The organism is Mesorhizobium sp. LjNodule214 (assembly GCF_964252735.1).
GTDB lineage: Bacteria > Pseudomonadota > Alphaproteobacteria > Rhizobiales > Rhizobiaceae > Mesorhizobium.
This window is the reverse complement of sequence record NZ_CAXUPE020000001.1, coordinates 2,023,042-2,039,254: the sequence shown is the minus strand read 5'-3', so window position 1 is coordinate 2,039,254 and position 16,213 is coordinate 2,023,042. Positions and strand designations below refer to the sequence as shown.

The window sequence follows — 16,213 nt, the reverse complement described above, 5'->3', positions numbered from 1 at the left end:
ACGATGCCAGGTTCGAAAGCGGGCCTGTCCAGACCCACATTGATTACCCAGTCACAGCCCACCCCGTCGGGTCCGCAAGCAGTCCGGACGGCCGCACCCGTTCGATTTCCAGGACGGCACAATTGTAATGAGACATGTGATCGGGCCTCCCAACTCCGCCGATTTCAGCCGTGGCAAGCTTGCCTCAGCATGAACATCGTTACTTTTACAAAGTCAAATGTTCATATCAGCGAAGCCTTGTCAATACGATCCTTGGCTACTTCTGCGCGTTGTGGGAACGAATGCGTTTGACGACGATTTCGCAACGGGGGAACGGCGTCGGCACAAGATCTAGACTCAATGTTTGGTCGCCCCAACAGGCTACAAACGCTCACCGATGATCGACACCAACGACCGTATACCAAGATGAGTTGTCTTCAGATGGAGGGGTTCGCGTCCACGTTGCGGGGCAGCCTCAGAAAAGCTTAGCAAAATCAAATATTTCCGGTGAAGTTGCCTTTTCCTTATCGAGCGCCGCGATCGACGCTGCGATAAATGGAAAGGGGTTTGTGCTTGCGCAATTGTCCATGGCCGCTGACGATATCGCTGCGGGTCGGCTCATCGTGCCGTTCGATCAGCGAATAAGGTTGTCCGACGCCTATTTCCTCGCCTGGGACCGTGCGGCGCTAGAAAAACCATTTGCACCAGAACTTCGTGCCTGGATCGTTTCGATCTCCAAACGCCTGGACGCTTCTCCAGCCGATTGGGATCGGTGACCGGCATACTTACGGGCAATGAGCCTGCAGCCGAAGTCAGGACCCGCCCAATTGCACGTCGTTGCCTCCGACTACCGCGAGCGTCGTTACAAGGCCTTTCGAAGCCGGGAGTGCTGAGCTACGTGGGACGGGTGCCATCAACAAGACGGAGAAAATCGACGAACGGCCCAAAACCATTTCATTCACAAATTCTAGACTTACCCGCTTTGTGGCCGACGGCGAGAGAGGAGATGCCCAGAACATGCATCTGGCGGCCGCCGCCATGAGTACAGCCGCAACATGCCACACAGAAAATTTGGAATGAATCTTGCTTAAAATCGACTGGGCGCATCGGATCTGGCCCGGGGCACGAATATGAACCTCATCAGCGTCGACATACGAATGCTCCGATCGCTGCAATGTGTCGCGGAAACCGGCAGCATTACGGAGACGGCGCGGCGCCTTAGCCGATCGCAGCCGGCCATTACCTTACAGTTGCAGCGGCTCGACGACATTTGCGGCTGCAACCTGTTCCATCATGACGGACGCAAGATGGTGCTCACTTCCGACGGCAGGTTGGTGCTTTCTTATGCAAATTCGATTCTTCGCCTGCACGACGAGCTGCTGTCGCGGCTCTCGTCGCCCGACATCGAAGGCCAGGTGGTCCTCGGCACCCCCGACCTCTACGCTGCCTATCTGCTGCCGTCGATCCTGGCCGTATTCCAGCGCGCCTTCCCGCGCGTCCAGGTCCAGCTTCAATGCTCGCTGTCGACGCCGCTGGTCGCGCAGGTCCATCGCGGCGAAATCGACATCGCGCTAGTCACCCGGATGAACGACTTCATCGGCGGGCGGGTCGTACGTCAGGAACAGCTCGTCTGGATCACCGGCGAACACTCAACGGCGCATGTCGAGACACCCTTGCCGCTGGCACTGCTGCCGCCGGGCAACATCTATCGCGATCACGCCATCGAGCACCTCGAAATGGCGGGCCGAGCCTGGCGCATTGCCTGCGTCAGCGAAAGCGTCAGCGGGCTCCAGGCTGCAGTGTTTTCGGGTATGGCCGTCACCGTTCTAGGCCGCAGCGCGCTCGTTTCGGGCATGCGCGAAATCGTCGCCAGCGGCGAATTCCCAACGCTGCCGAAAGTCGATCTGCTGCTTTACAAGGCGCAGGGCGCGACCACGCCGGCCGCCAGGGCGCTATACGACTATCTTTCGCACTATCTCGATATCAGCCGAGAGATCGGCGGTGTGCTGATGCCGGACATGCGTGAAGCTGAAAGCGAAGAACCCCTCACTGGAAGTTGAGCGGCGGCCATTCCTGCGCCCAGGGCCGCACCTCCTCGAAGGCCCCAGCGAGCGCAATGATAGAGCTCTCCCGCATCCAGGGCGCGATCATCTGCAGGCCGATCGGCATGCCCGAGGAATCGCGCCCGCAAGGAACCGTCGCGGCTGGCAGGCCGCACAGATTGACCGGCCAGGTGAAGGGCGACCAGCCCAGATGCGCGTCGACCGGCCGCCCGTCGACGCGGGATGTGCCGAGCGTACCGGCCGCGAAGGCCGTGACTGCGACCGTCGGCGTCAGCAATATGTCGACGGTGCGGAACAGTTCGACGAACTGGCTCCTCAACCGTGTGCGCAGATGCGTCGCCGCCATGTAGTCCGCACCGCTGTAGCCGAGGCCCTTTTGAAGAATTGCGCGGAACTCATCGTCCGAATCGACAAACGCATCTTCACCGCGATCGCCGACCGATGCCGCCTGTTCGGTGAAGGCGATCGGCTTGAGCACCTTGTCCAGCATCTGCGGGTCGAGGATAAAAGGGAACTCGACGAGTTCAGCCCCGGCGGAGGCCACGAGATCTACCGCGGTGGTAAATGCCGCCCGGACTTGCGGGTCGATCGACGCGTAGCCGAAATCGGCCGAGAAGGCGACGCGCAGGCCCTTCGCTGACGACGGTATCCTCGAATATTCCTGTGGCTTCAAGGCGAGCGAGGCGGCGTCGCGCACATCGTAGCCTGCAATTGTCTCCAACAGCAGGGCCGCATCAGTGACCGTTCGTGCAATAGGGCCGGTATGCGCGAGCGATCCCCATGACGGCGGAAAGAAGCCGGGCGCGCGCGAAACGAGGCCAAAAGTCGGCTTGAGACCAAAGACCCCGCAAAACGAAGCCGGCACGCGGATCGAACCGACGCCGTCGGTGCCAATCGCCAGCGGGCCGCAGCCGGCGGCGACACCAGCGGCGGCACCGCCGCTGGAGCCGCCGCTGGTGCGATCCGGTGACCAGGGATTGCGGGTGATGCCGCTGACGGGACTGTCGGCGGTGAGCTTGTAGCCGGATTCGCAGGTGGTCGTTTTACAGGTTACGATGGCGCCGGCGTCGCGCAGGCGGCGCACGACATGCGCATCAACCTGCGGCACGAAACCGGCAAGCGAGGGTGCGCCCGCTTTAGCCGGTTTGCCGGCGACGAAGACGAGATCCTTTACGGTAACCGGAACGCCCGCCAGTGGGCGGTTCTCAGTGCCCTTTCGATAGCGCTGCGCGATCGCCTTGGCCGCCGAAACAGCATCGTCATAGAGGTCGGTCACGACGATGTTGCAGACCGCGTCCGAGCGGCGGAGCGCCGACACAGTATCGTCGATCACGTCGACAGCGTCGAAACGGCCGGCTTTGTAGCCCGCGACCATGTCGGCGGCGGAAAGACGCGCAAGGTCGCCCGGCGCGCTGGCCGCGCCGAAATTGGCTGGATTGACGGTCATATGCCCTCCCGGGCCGGACTCGCGCGGCCGAACCGCGCCGGCCGGCCGCTATTGTCCTTTTGTTGCACTCTGGTCGGCATTTTGAAGCGCGGCCGCTACCGCGCGCCGTGCCATGACCATCACCAGATTGGCGCGATAATCGCGATCCGCATGGATATCGGAGTTTAATCCCGACGGATCCATCGAGACGCGGCTGAGCTGCTCCGGATCGAACCGTTCCTGCAGCGCCGCCTCGATGTCGAGCGCCCTGAACACGGACGAGGCCGCACCGGTGATGGCGACACGCACCTTTCCGGCCGTCCGTGCGACGAACACGCCGACAAGCGCATAGCGCGACGCTGGGCTGCGGAATTTCGCGTAAGCCGCCATTTCGGGAACCGGGATACGAAAACCGGTGACGATTTCCCCGGGCTCAAGCGCCGTCTCGAACATGTCGACGAAGAAATCATCAGCAGTGACGGTCCGCATGGTCGTGACCACGGTCGCATCGAGCGCGAGGATCGCCGCCGGATAGTCGGCGGCTGGATCGTTGTTGGCAACGGAGCCGCCGATAGTACCGCGATGGCGCACTTGCGGGTCGCCGATCTGCCCGGCGAGCGAGGCCAGTGCGGGGATATGCGCCCGCACCAGCGCCGAGGACGCCACATCGTAGTGGCGTGCCATCGAGCCGATGATCAGGGCGCCCTCCTCGAATGCTATCTCACGAAGCACGGCCACCGCTGCGAGATCGATGATTGCGGCCGGCGCGGCCAGGCCTTGCTTCATGGTGGGCAGCAGGGTCATGCCGCCGGCCAAGATCCTGGCGTCGTCATGTTCGGCAAGCAGAGTGGCTGCTGCTATGGTCGTCTCGGGCTTCATGTAGGCGAAGGATTTCATCGAAGCCCCCTCATTCGGCCGCGAGCGCGGCGCGCGAATTGCGGATGATGTTCCAGATCCGGTTCGGCGTGGCCGGCATGTCGACATGGGTGATGCCCAGCGGCTGCAAGGCGTCGACCACGGCGTTGATGACGGCAGCCGGCGAACCGATGGTGCCGCATTCGCCGCAGCCCTTCACCCCCATCGGCGTATGGGTGCAGGTGGTCGAGTGTGGCGCAACGACGATCGCCGGAAGATTGTCGGCGCGCGGCATGCAATAGTCCATGAACGATCCGGACAGCAGTTGCCCGGAGCTCTCGTCATAGACGCCGTGCTCGAACAGCGCCTGGCCGACGCCCTGGGCGATACCGCCTTGCAGCTGGCCCTCGACGATCATCGGGTTGATGATCGTGCCGACATCGTCAACGGCGGTATAGCGCTCGAGCGCCACCGTGCCGGTGTCGGGATCGATCTCGACTTCGGCGAAATGCGCACCGCCGGGATAGGTGAAGTTGACCGGGTCGTAGTAGGATTGCTCCTCAAGCCCGGGCTCCAGCGTTTCCAGCGGATAGTCGAAGGGCACATAGGCGGCGCCGGCAATCTCGGTGAACTTCTTCTTGCGGTCCGTGCCGGCGACGGAAAACTCCCCCGCTTCGAAGACGATATCCCCCAGATCGGCCTCGAGCTGATGGGCTGCGATCTTCCTCCCCTTCAGGATGACCTTGTCGGCCGCCTTCGAAAGCGCCGCGCCGCCGACCACCAGCGAGCGCGAGCCGTAAGTGCCCATGCCGAACTGCACCTTGGCGGTGTCGCCGCAGACGATGTCGATATCCTCGAACGGCACGCCAAGACGATCCGAGACGATCTGCGCGAAGGTCGTTTCATGGCCTTGGCCGTGATTGTGGGTGCCGATCAGCACAGTGACGGCGCCGGTCGGATGCACGCGCACCGTTGCGCTTTCGTAGAGGCCGCCGCGCGCCCCGAGACTGCCGGCAAGCCGCGACGGTGCGAGCCCACAGGCTTCGACATAGGTGGAGAGGCCGAGGCCGCGATATTTGCCGCGGCGCGCCGATTCCAACCGCCGCTGCTCGAAGCCATCGACATCGGCGAGTTTCTCGGCCCGGTCGAGGCAGCCCATCGGGTCGCCGCTGTCATATTCGACGATGACCGGCGTCTGGTAGGGATAGGCCTCCGTCGGGATCATGTTGCGGCGACGGATGGCACGCTTGTCGATGCCCATTTCGATCGCCGCTACGTCGACCAGACGTTCCAGCACGAAGGTCGCTTCCGGCCGGCCGGCGCCGCGATAGGCATCCACTGGAACGGTGTTGGTGAACACCACCTTGACCGAGCAGTGTATCGCCGGCATTCGATAGACCCCCGACAGCAGCGGCGCGTAAAGATTGGTTGGGATGTTGGGTCCGAAGGTCGAGAGGTAGCCGCCCATATTGGCGAGCGTGCGCACCCTCAGACCCAAAAACTTGCCGCTCTCGTCGAGAGCCAGATCGGCCTCGGTGAAATGGTCGCGGCCATGGGCGTCGGAGACAAAGCCCTCCGACCTCTCGCACACCCATTTGACCGGTTGCCCGAGCTTTGCCGCCGCCCACGTGACGACAGCTTCCTCGGCATAGTGGAACTGCTTGACGCCGAAGCCGCCGCCGACATCGGGCGCCACGACGCGCAATTTGTGCTGCGGGATATGAAGCACGAATTCGCCCATCAGGAAGCGCACCACGTGCGGAAACTGGCTGGTGGTCCACAGCGTGTGCTGGCCGGTGGCGAAGTCGTACTCGCCGATCGCCGCGCGCGGCTCCATCGGGTTGCCGATCAGGCGGTTGTTGACCAACTCGATACTGGCGACATGCGCAGCGTCGGCGAAAGCCGCCTCCACCGCGGCGGCGTCGCCCAGTTCCCAGTCGCAGCAAAGATTGTCCGGAATGTCGTCGTAGACGGCGGGCGCCCCCGCCTGCAAGGCCTCGACGACGCCGACCACGGCGGGCAGGACCTCGTACTGGACTTCGATAGCTTCCGCGGCGCTGCGCGCCTGCTCGACCGATTCCGCCACCACGAAGGCGACGGCGTCGCCGACATGGCGCACCTTCCCATGCGCGATTGGCGGGTGCGGCGGCTCCTTCATCGGGTTGCCGTCCTTGCCATGGATGCCCCAGCCGACCGGCAGGCCGCCGACATTGTCGGCTTTCAGATCTTCGCCGGTATAGATCGCCACCACGCCCGGCATGGCACGGGCCGCTGTCACATCGATCGCCCCAAGCCTGGCATGTGCGTGCGGCGAACGCAGGAACGCGGCGAACAACATTCCCGGCCGCTTGATGTCCGCGACGTAGTTGCCGCGCCCGGTGACGAAGCGCAGATCCTCCTTGCGCTTTGGCGACGCGCCGATGCCGATCACTTTTGACATGTTCATAAGCCCCTCACTTCGCATCGCGCATGGCGGCAGCGCCAGCGATCACCGATTTGACGATGTTGTGGTAGCCGGTGCAGCGGCAGAGATTGCCTTCCAGCCAATCCCGCACCTGTGTCTCGCTCGGGTCGGGATTGCGTCCGACGAGGTCGACCGCGCTCATCAGCATGCCCGGCGTGCAGAAGCCGCATTGCAGCCCGTGGTTTTCATGGAAGGCCTGCTGCATCGGATGCACCTTCGCCTGCCCGGCACCCGCCAGGCCTTCGACCGTCATCACCGAACCGCCATCCGCAGAGACCGCCAGCATGGTGCAGCTCTTCACGGACTCGCCATTGAAATGCACCAGGCAAGCGCCGCACTGGCTGGTGTCGCAGCCAACATGCGTTCCAGTCAGCGAGAGCTGCTCGCGCAGCAGCTCAACCAGCAGCATCGCCGGTTCGACCGAAACATTGATCGGGCGTGCATTGAGCGTGAGACTGATTTCCATGACGGGCTCCAAATTCTAGGCAAGCAAATGTGCGCGGTCGATCAGCCATGCCGCAAGCACGCTGTCGCCAACTTCGAACGGATTCCCGAAAAAACGGCGCTCCGGCACATAGGCGACGAATTCCTCCTCGCCGGCCGCGTCCAGCATCACCTTGACAAAATTGCCCTGATACTCGATGCCGAGGATCGTCGCCGGCACCGACGCCATGTCCTCGGAGAGTGCCGTATCCTTGCGGAAGAGCTCGACATCGTCGCGCCGCACCGCGATGTCGATTGCCTGGCCGGCCTCAAGCCGGGCACCGGCGTGCATCGGAATCTGAACGCCGGCGATCTCGGTGCTCGCGATCATCGCCCGCGTGCCGTTGATCTTGCCGACCTTGCCGCTCAGCACATTCTGCCCGCCAAGAAACTCCGCGACGTAGCGATCCTTCGGTGCGGCATAGATTTCGCGCGCCGGACCCGACTGCTTGATCTTGCCGTTTTCCATGACCACGACCATGTCGGCGAGCGCAATCGCCTCAAGCTGGGTGTGGGTGACATGGACGAAGGTGATGCCGAGTTCGCGCTGCATGCGCCTCAGCTCGGCGCGCATCCTGATGCGCAAATGTTCGTCGAGCGCCGATAGCGGCTCGTCGAGCAGCAGCACCCGCGGTTCGGTGATGGCCGCGCGGGCCAGCGCCACGCGCTGCTGCTGGCCGCCGGAAAGCTGCGCCGGAAGACGGTCGGAGAACTCGGTCATCCGCACCTTCTCGATCATGGCGTCGGTCCTGGCGTAGCGCGCGGTCTTCGAAAGTCCGCGAACCCTGAGCGCGAAGGCGATGTTGTCGCGAACCGTGAGATGCGGAAACAATGCGTAGGACTGGAACATCATCGCCGTGCGGCGCTCGACCGGCGGCAGGCCGACGACATTCTCGCCGCCGATCAGGATCTCGCCGACGGTCGGATCTTCATGGCCGGCGATCATGCGCAGGATCGTGGTCTTGCCACAGCCGGACGGGCCTAGAATGCAGCAATAGGCGCCGTCCGGGATCTTCAGATTGACGCCGTCGACCGCATAGGTGAAGCCGTCATAGCTCTTGGCGACGCCGGCGATCTCGATATGGCCCTTGCCGAGGCTCATGCCGCACCTCCCCGATGGCCGGGGGCGCGCGCCTCACGCCGTTTCTGGATGAAGGCGATCGTGCCCAGGCTTGCGCCGATGACTATGAAAGAGACGATCGTGGTAACGGTGCCAAGCGCATAGAGCGCCGGCGAGGTGATGTTCAGCGTCATGCTCCAGATCTCCAGGGGCAGCGTGTTGAGCGAGCCGGCCGTCTGCAGCGTCCGGGCAAATTCATCATAGGAGAGCGTGAACCCGAACAGCGCGACGGCGACGATGCCGGGCGCCAGTACCGGGATCACGACGAGTCGGATCGTCTGCCATGGCGAGGCGCCGAGGTCGCGTGCCGCCTCCTCCCAGGCATGGTCGAAGCGTGACATGACGGCGAACATGACCAGCACGCCAAAAGGCAGCGTCCATGTAAGCTGCGCGCCAAGCGCCGATGTGAACAGGCTTGCGTCGATGCCGACTGCGTTGAAGATGAGCCCGACGCCGATGCCAAGCACCAGGCCGGGAGCGACCAGGCTTCCGATCATCATATAGAAAACGACCGTGTCGCCGGCGAAGCGTTTGCGAAAACCAAGTCCGGCCAGGAAGGACACGACCACGGTCAGCACCGTGACCACCAGCGCAAGCTCGAACGAGCGCTCGAAGGAGCCCTGGACGTCGCCGGTGCGGACCTGCGTGAACAGGTCGACGAACCAGTGCAGCGAGAAGCCCTTCATAGGGAAGACCAGCCCGCCGCGCAGATCCTGGAAGGAAAGGATATAGATGCAGGCCATCGGACCGTAGAGCGCCAGCAGGTAGACCGTGAACAGGGTGGCAAGCACGTAGAAGGTCCACGGCCGGTGTCCACTGGCTGGCGCGATCGCCCGGCTCCTGCGCGCCGGTGCGCTGGTGGCGACCTCGTCCGAGACGCGGGCCAGGCTCACCGCGTGATCTCCTTGCGGATATCGACGAAGCGGATGATCAGCCCAACCGCAATGACGAGGATTATCGTCAGCAGAACAGCACTCGCCGCGGCGGTCGGATATTGCAGGACCGAGATGTCCTCGTAGAAGGCGCCGACGACCGACGCCGAGCCGCCACCCGACATCACCTTGACCACGAAGAAGTCGCCCATGACGATTGAGATGACGAAGATCGAACCGAGGGCAATGCCGCTCTTCGACAGCGGCACGATGATCAGCCGCATGATGTCGAAGCGGCTGGCGCCGGCATCCAGTGCGGCCTCGACGACGCGCTTGTCGATGCGGCCCATGGCGTTGAAGATCGGCACGATCATGAAGATCGTCAGCTGGTGGACATAGGCAACCACCACCGCGAAACTCGAAAACAGCAGGAATTCGAGTGGCTGGTCGATCAGGCCGAGTTTGAGCAAAGCCTCGTTGACCAGCCCTTCCTTGCCGAGCAAGGGGATCCAGGAAATCATCCGGATAATGTTCGAGGTCCAGAACGGCACGGTGCAGAGCAGGAACAGCCCAAGCGCGAGCAATTGGTTCCTGACATGGAAGACGAGGAAATAGGCGACGAAGAAGCCGATGAGGAGGCTGAAGAACCAGGTCAACACAGTGAACTTGATCGTCTCGTAGTAGAGATTGAACGTCAGTTCCGAAGTCAGGATCTCGGTGTAATTGTCGAGGTTGAAGGCCGGGAACAATCCGCCGAAGCCGTCGGTCTCGAAAAAGCTCGCGGCCACCACGGCGATCAGCGGCAGCACGAAGAACGGGATCAGCACGACGACCAGCGGGGCCACATAGGCCCATCCGGCCAGATTTCGCTTGAACGCAGCGCTTTGCGCCATCGCGGCTCTCCGAAGATTTTCGGATGAAGGTATGGATCGGGCACGGCGCGCCCGATCCGGTTGGGGCTAGAGCATGATCCCGGAAAGTGGAAACCGGTTTTTGGAGAAGATCGTGCTCAAAGGTCTAGCGCCTCAGGCGACCTTGAAGTCGTTCCAGCGCTTGTTCATATAGGCCGCCTCGTCCATCAGCGTGTTCCAGCATGAGATGTTGGTGACGCGCTCGACGAAGGAGCCGCCGTCGCGGACGGTGCCCACCTTCTCCATGGGCACACCATAAGGATCCTTGACCTCTTCCGGCGCCGGTTTGCCCTCGTACCAGAAGGTGTATTCGGCCGGCGTCATGAACTTCTTCGCCGTGGAGGGGACCGGGCTGTAATAGCCGTAGCGGCTGACGAAGGCGCCCTGCCAGCCCGACATGTACCAGTTCATATATTCATAGGCCGCGTCGAGCTTCTTACCGGTGAGATGTTTCATCAGGCCCATGCCGTTGCACCAGCCGCGATAGCCTTCCTTGTCGCCCTTCTTGTTGACTGGAGCATAAACGCAAGGAATTTCCTTGACGCGCACCGCGGCAACGGCCGGCGACCACATCGACTGGATGATCACCTCGCCGGCCGCCATCAGCTGCACCGACTGGTCGAATGTGGTCCAGGTGGCGCGGAAGTGGCCCGACTTCTTCAGTTCGATCAGCTTGTCGATGGTGAAGTCGATCTCGGCCTTGGTCATGTTTCCCTTGTTGCCGTACTTGATCAGGTCGGCGCTCTCGAAACAAAGGGCGGCGTCCATGATGCCGATCGCCGGCACGTCGAGGATCGCCGCCTTGCCCTTGAACTTCGGGTCGATCAATTCCTTCCATTCGGTGACCGGATGGCCGACCAGATCGGGACGGTAGCCAATGGAATCGGCATTGTAGACCTGCGGCACATTTGTCAGCCATTCGGTGACGCCGTCATGCAGTTCGGTGGACTCCGGCTTCTCGATGTAGAGCGCCTCATAGGGGGAGATACCCTGACGCGGGATCTTGTGCCCGTCGAGTTCGCCTTTGGTGAAGATCGGCAGGAAATTGTCGAATTCCTTGATCCTCTTGGCTTCAATGCCCTGGATCACGCCGCGCTTGGCGGCGAGCTTGGCCTGCCAGCCTTCGAGGTCGGCGATATCGACCGAATTCGGCTGGGTGATGAAGCGGTTGATGGCTGCCGAGGTGTCGAGATTCTGCATCGTCACCTTGAAGCCGAGATCCTTGGCGGCCTGGTCGCCGATTGCCTTCACCACCGAGTATGAAACGCCGAGATGGCGCAGTTCAATGTCCTTGATTTCCTGGGCCCAGATCGTCGGAAACCCGCCGATCGCACCGGATCCGACGGCAGCCCCGGCAGCGGCCGCGCTGCCTCTAAGAAACTTTCTTCTTGTCAGTGAATTCGTCGACTCTTTCACCTGTTTCATGGTCAAACCCTTCCCCTGCATGCCGAACCTCTCGTCGGCAATCCACATTCTTTCGATGTCTGGCTGTCTGCTGGGAGCAGGATATAGTTTTTGCGCGATGCGCCAAATTAGAAGTGAAAATTCCAATCATAAGCAAAGCTTATCTGCCGCTGATGTGGGCACAGGCAGGCACAATTTTGCCAAAACATATGCAGAGGCGCAACTTCACCAGGCTTTTCTGCCGGAAAATTCAGCAAATTGGCGAATCCGTCAGTCGAGGACTCGCAGTCGCTGTGTGAAAGAAAATTTCAAGGCGCATCTCCGCCGGATCTACAGTAGCTGATCCATGTTGAACGTTAGTGCAGATGCGAACATTTCCTGATCAATCTCCCACGCGATGCGTTTGTGGGCTGGGTCGAAGAGCATTTTCACAGAGTTTGTCGTCGCCCGTATCACGTCGATTCGACAGGAAACCAGACCGCTTCAAGAGCCGCGCCTTAGCCACCTCACACACGATTGATGTCTTCGCTTCATGTCCCAAATGTCACGCGCAAAACGCTTCGCCAAGCTTGACTGGTTTCGCAGCGTGGGCGCCGCAGGTGCAGAGTCACCGCAATCTGGTCGGTGATCGAACGCTCGGAAACACAATTGCTGAGGTTTGGCTCTGGACCGGGATGTTTCCCTCAAGTCAGGCGGCAGTTCGATCCCTTTCACGTCGCCCGTCTTGTATAGCAAATCGACTGGCGGCCCTCGGGAGCCCGCCATAGATCAATAAATCAATGCCATTCACAGAGGTTCAGAAAGTGCCAACAAAAATACCAGCACTTCGTTGGAGGCCCACTCTCACTCTGGGAGGGTTCAAGGTTTGGCAACCTTAACACATTGCGCCACGAGAGGACCAGGAGTTCGATCCTGACGCGGAGAACCGACAGCGCTCACGATGACCCATATGCGCCGTGATGATAGATTAGTGCCGGACCGGGCTCTTCGCTCACCACATGCCGAACGCTGCCGAGGATGAGTGCGTGGCTGTGGCGGATAATCGTGTCCTCAACCGTGCAGTCGACAGCGGCAAGCGCCCCGTCGAGTGCCAGTGCACCGCTTGCAAGGGTGGACCAGCGTGCACCCTCGTAACGCGCCTGCCCCTTGAGGCCGCCGCGGCCAGCAAAACGGTCGGCAATCGCAATCTGGTCGGCGCGCAGCACATTCACGCAGAAATGCCGATGCCGGCTGATGGCCGTCCATGTCGACGAGCTCAGATTGATGCTGACGACCATCACCTCCGGTTCGACCGACAAGGAGTGGGCGGTGGTAACTGTTGCGCCCGTCCGTTCGTCGCCAATACCTGCAGTCACCACGGAGACGGCTCCGGCCAGGTGTCGCATCGCAAATTTCAGCGGACAGCGATCGACTCGACCACGGGTCCGGCGCTTCCTATGGGTAAGCGTGGCGCAGTCGGCGCCACCTCTTTCGGCAAGCAGCAACGCTTCGGCGACCGCACAAATGTTACTAGCGACGATCAGCTGGTTCGCCAGCTTGGCTAGACTGCCTGCTCCGACCGGGCCGACACGGGTGACGCGGCTTGAACATTTCCGAAACGGGTCGAAAGAACAGCGCCATAAATTGGATACCGCCGCGGTTATGTGTCTCCTAGTTGAAACGACGTCGAAGCTCTGTCTGGAAAATTCCGCGCGCCTGGGCAAAGTTGCGGAACCCAATATGGGTGACGAAGCGGATCACGGTGGAAGTGGATACGCCGATATGCTTGGCGATCCGGGGAGCACTTTCGAAGGCCATGAGTTCCGGCTCGGCCAGAACCCTCCTCGCCACACTCTCAACGTGATGAGAAAAGGTTACCTGACGTGTGGCGATCGCTCGCCTCAGTTCCTCGAGACTCAAAGGCGGAGTGTCCAAAACGCGCAAATGTCTTGGCATTCGTTTCACTCCGCCTCCATCGCTGTCCGTCAGACATCTGAAAGTTGGACTGTCCGTCGCTCCGAAACCGACTTGATGCTGGCAAGCGCAATGGCGAGCGCGTTGCGGGCGTCTTTACCGGTAGGGCCGGTAACGGTGCCGGTCCTCGTCGCTTCGACAAAGGAGGCGAGCTGCGCCGTATAGCCGTGCACGAAGTGATCGGTGTCGCGCCGCCAGGTGTCGTTCGAGACGCCATTGTTGTCGTACAGCGTCATGGAGGAGCGACGCACATCGCCCATCGTCACCATGCCGCCCGAGCCGAAGACCTCGCCGCGGATGTCGTAGCCGTACATGGCGCAAAAATTCGCTTCCGCGACCGCGATCGAACCGTTGTCGAAGCGGATGGTGACAACGGCGGTATCGTGAAAACCCCGGCCGGCGAAGTCCGGGCGCACCAGCGCGTCGGCAATGGCGGTGACTTCGACCGGTTTCGCCGCCGGGTTGAGCCACAAAAGCGTGTCGAAGTCGTGGATCAGCGTTTCGTAGAAGATCGTCCACAACGGCGTCTTGGCCGGATCACCGCCGTACGGTCCGGGATCTCGCGTCAGCGAGCGCAGCAGCTGGACCGAGCCGACCTTGCCGGCGTCGATGGCGGTGCGCCCCTCGTGAAAGGCCTGGTCCCAGCGCCGGTTGAAGCCGACCTGAAGCGGCACCTTTGCAGCCGCAGTGGCGGCTATCGCCTGATCCGCCTCTTCAAGCGTCAGCGCCATCGGCTTTTCGCAGAACACCGCCTTTCCGGCCTTTGCCGCCTCGACGACGACGCTGGTATGGAAGCGCGCCGGCGTCGCGATGACGACGCCTTCAATCTCGGGGTTGGCGAGAAGTTCGGAGACGCTCGTATAGGCCTTTGGCGCGCCGAGCCTGGCGGCCAGTTTCTCGGCGGCGCCGGGCGCCGGGTCGGCGATGGCGACGAGATCGGCGTCGAAAAGGCGACGGGCGACGCTTTCGGCGTGGAAAGATCCAATGCGCCCTGCACCGATGAGGCCGATGTTGACGGGACGATGGTTGGGCATGGAATACTCCTGAATTCTGTCGTCTGGCTAGATTGAGAAGGCGTTGCGGAAGCGCGCGAGCGCGAGTTCGTCATCGGCCGAAGGCCAGGCCTCCATTCCGATCGTTCCGCGGTAGCCCATCTCATTGAGTGCCCGGGCGATCGCGGGATAGTTGATCTCGCCGGTTCCCGGCTCCTTGCGGCCTGGGACGTCGGCAATCTGGATCTCGCCGATGTGGGGAAGCGCCTGGCGGCACAGTTCGATGAGATTCCCCTCCCCGATCTGCGCGTGATAGAGGTCGAGATTGAGCTTCAGCGACGGCCTATTGACAGCGGCCACCAACGCGATCGTATCGGCGGCCTTGGCGAATGGCGTCTTTGGGTGGTCGACGGCCTCGTTGAGGTTTTCGAGGACAAAGGTGACACCTCCCTCTTCTCCGAGATCGGCGATCCGCCTGAGCGTATCGGCGGCTTTCAACCACATGGCCCCGGAAACAACCTCGGACTTGACGATCGGCAGGCCCTGCCCGTCGAGCCCGGTGCCGTGCAGATTGAGACGCGGGCAGTTCAGTTCCCTCGCAACGGGGACCGAGAGCCGCGCGGTGCGCAGAAGCTCGTCGGCGCCGGCATCGTCGGCAAGCGTGCCCGTCACATAGCCGGTCATCGAGGAGAAGGTGGCACCGGACTTCGCGATCGCTGCGATGTCATGCTTCGTCCAGTCCCAGATCTCAGCCTGAAAGCCGAGCTCGGTGATGCGCTTCAGACGCTCAAGCACCGGCAGGGAGCGAAACACCATCTCGGCGCAAACTGCGAACGTGAATGGCGAGGATGTGGTTGTTGTGGTCAAGGTCGATTCCTGAATTTTGCGGGTCAGACTGTGCCGCCGAGCTCGCCGGCGAGCACCTGCAGTTCCTTGCCGCCGGCCATGAGGTTCTGCAGTTCCTCGATGGAGACCGCGCCCTTGTCGAAAGTGCCCAGCGTCTTGCCGCGGTTGAGAACCGTGAAGCGATCGCCGACCGCGAAGGCGTGGCGGACGTTGTGGGTGATGAAAATCACGCCCAGGCCTTTTTGTTGAACCTGATGGATATACTTCAGGACCATGGAAGTCTGGGCGACGCCGAGCGCCGATGTCGGCTCGTCGAGGATCAGGATCTTGGCCCCGAAATAGACGGCCCGCGCGATTGCCACGCACTGCCGCTCGCCGCCCGAAAGCGTTCCGACCGCCTGGCTCGGATCACGAACATCAATGCCGATCTTGTGCATTTCCTCGCGAGTCACCTGATCGCAGTGACGGAAATCGATGTTGCGGAACGGCGGAAAACCCCTGAGCGGCTCGCGACCCATGAAGAAATTGCGCGTTATCGACATCAGCGGGATCATCGCCAGATCTTGGTAGACGGTCGCGATGCCGGCATCGAGCGCATCCCGTGGGCTGGTGAACGCGACCGGTTTGCCATCGACCAGGAAATCGCCGCTGGACGGGCGGACCACGCCCGAAAGGGTCTTGATCAAGGTGGATTTTCCGGCGCCGTTGTCACCAAGCAGGCACAGGACTTCGCCTTGCGACACCTTCATCGAGACACCCGAAAGCGCGATGACGGAACCATAGTGCTTTACGATGTCCCGGACTTCGATGACCGGGGGGACAGTTTCCACTTTGCTCTCAGCCAT

General features: G+C 61.8%; 15 protein-coding genes and 1 pseudogene. 2 read left to right on the top strand and 14 right to left on the bottom strand.

What is annotated here, in order from left to right:
- Nucleotides 1–410: 410 nt before the first annotated feature.
- Together ACSQ3Z_RS09670 and ACSQ3Z_RS09665 are read left to right on the top strand one after the other, a co-directional pair.
- Nucleotides 411–755: a hypothetical protein gene (locus ACSQ3Z_RS09670; RefSeq protein ID WP_436171057.1), complete on the top strand. Its 345-nt coding sequence runs from the start codon at nt 411–413 to the stop codon at nt 753–755.
- 354 nt (nt 756–1,109) lie between these two features.
- Nucleotides 1,110–2,039: a LysR family transcriptional regulator gene (locus ACSQ3Z_RS09665; protein ID WP_436171056.1), complete on the top strand. Its 930-nt coding sequence runs from the start codon at nt 1,110–1,112 to the stop codon at nt 2,037–2,039.
- Here the strand turns inward: ACSQ3Z_RS09665 and ACSQ3Z_RS09660 are convergent.
- The 14 genes and pseudogenes from ACSQ3Z_RS09660 to ACSQ3Z_RS09595 all read right to left on the bottom strand — a co-directional run bounded on the left by ACSQ3Z_RS09660 (nt 2,026) and on the right by ACSQ3Z_RS09595 (nt 16,213).
- Nucleotides 2,026–3,489, bottom strand: coding sequence for an amidase (locus ACSQ3Z_RS09660; RefSeq protein ID WP_436171055.1), 1,464 nt, complete (start codon nt 3,487–3,489; stop codon nt 2,026–2,028). The genes ACSQ3Z_RS09665 and ACSQ3Z_RS09660 overlap by 14 nt on opposite strands.
- Before the next feature lie 48 nt (nt 3,490–3,537).
- Nucleotides 3,538–4,365, bottom strand: coding sequence for an FAD binding domain-containing protein (locus tag ACSQ3Z_RS09655; protein WP_436171054.1), 828 nt, complete (start codon nt 4,363–4,365; stop codon nt 3,538–3,540).
- Between the two features lie 10 nt (nt 4,366–4,375).
- The gene (locus ACSQ3Z_RS09650) at nt 4,376–6,763 is read right to left on the bottom strand and encodes a xanthine dehydrogenase family protein molybdopterin-binding subunit (RefSeq protein ID WP_436171882.1); all 2,388 of its coding nucleotides are present in this window, start codon (nt 6,761–6,763) and stop codon (nt 4,376–4,378) included.
- A gap of 13 nt (nt 6,764–6,776) precedes the next feature.
- On the bottom strand, nt 6,777–7,253 hold the full coding sequence (locus tag ACSQ3Z_RS09645; RefSeq protein ID WP_436171053.1) for a (2Fe-2S)-binding protein: 477 nt from the start codon (nt 7,251–7,253) through the stop codon (nt 6,777–6,779).
- A gap of 15 nt (nt 7,254–7,268) precedes the next feature.
- Entirely contained in the window at nt 7,269–8,372 is a 1,104-nt protein-coding gene (locus ACSQ3Z_RS09640; protein ID WP_436171052.1) for an ABC transporter ATP-binding protein, read from the bottom strand.
- Nucleotides 8,369–9,283 (bottom strand): ABC transporter permease, encoded by a 915-nt coding sequence (locus ACSQ3Z_RS09635; protein ID WP_436171051.1) that lies wholly within the window; start codon nt 9,281–9,283, stop codon nt 8,369–8,371. Before ACSQ3Z_RS09635 ends, ACSQ3Z_RS09640 begins: the two co-directional genes overlap by 4 nt.
- Complete coding sequence (locus ACSQ3Z_RS09630) at nt 9,280–10,155, bottom strand: ABC transporter permease (RefSeq protein WP_436171050.1); 876 nt, start codon at nt 10,153–10,155, stop codon at nt 9,280–9,282. The genes ACSQ3Z_RS09635 and ACSQ3Z_RS09630 overlap by 4 nt, the downstream gene beginning before the upstream one ends.
- A gap of 132 nt (nt 10,156–10,287) precedes the next feature.
- Nucleotides 10,288–11,598 (bottom strand): ABC transporter substrate-binding protein, encoded by a 1,311-nt coding sequence (locus tag ACSQ3Z_RS09625; protein ID WP_436171049.1) that lies wholly within the window; start codon nt 11,596–11,598, stop codon nt 10,288–10,290.
- 914 nt (nt 11,599–12,512) lie between these two features.
- A complete protein-coding gene (locus ACSQ3Z_RS09620; protein WP_436171881.1) occupies nt 12,513–12,962 on the bottom strand; it encodes a flavin reductase family protein in 450 nt (149 codons plus the stop codon).
- Between the two features lie 108 nt (nt 12,963–13,070).
- Nucleotides 13,071–13,280: pseudogene (locus tag ACSQ3Z_RS09615) on the bottom strand (hypothetical protein); the annotation flags it as partial.
- Nucleotides 13,228–13,476, bottom strand: a complete 249-nt coding sequence (locus tag ACSQ3Z_RS09610) for an RpiR family transcriptional regulator (protein WP_436171048.1) — start codon at nt 13,474–13,476, stop codon at nt 13,228–13,230. The pseudogene ACSQ3Z_RS09615 and the gene ACSQ3Z_RS09610, both read right to left, overlap by 53 nt.
- A gap of 65 nt (nt 13,477–13,541) precedes the next feature.
- Complete coding sequence (locus ACSQ3Z_RS09605) at nt 13,542–14,564, bottom strand: Gfo/Idh/MocA family oxidoreductase (protein WP_436171047.1); 1,023 nt, start codon at nt 14,562–14,564, stop codon at nt 13,542–13,544.
- A 27-nt stretch (nt 14,565–14,591) separates the two neighbouring features.
- Nucleotides 14,592–15,338, bottom strand: coding sequence for a TIM barrel protein (locus ACSQ3Z_RS09600; RefSeq protein ID WP_436171880.1), 747 nt, complete (start codon nt 15,336–15,338; stop codon nt 14,592–14,594).
- A 74-nt stretch (nt 15,339–15,412) separates the two neighbouring features.
- On the bottom strand, nt 15,413–16,213 hold the full coding sequence (locus tag ACSQ3Z_RS09595) for an ATP-binding cassette domain-containing protein (protein ID WP_436171046.1): 801 nt from the start codon (nt 16,211–16,213) through the stop codon (nt 15,413–15,415).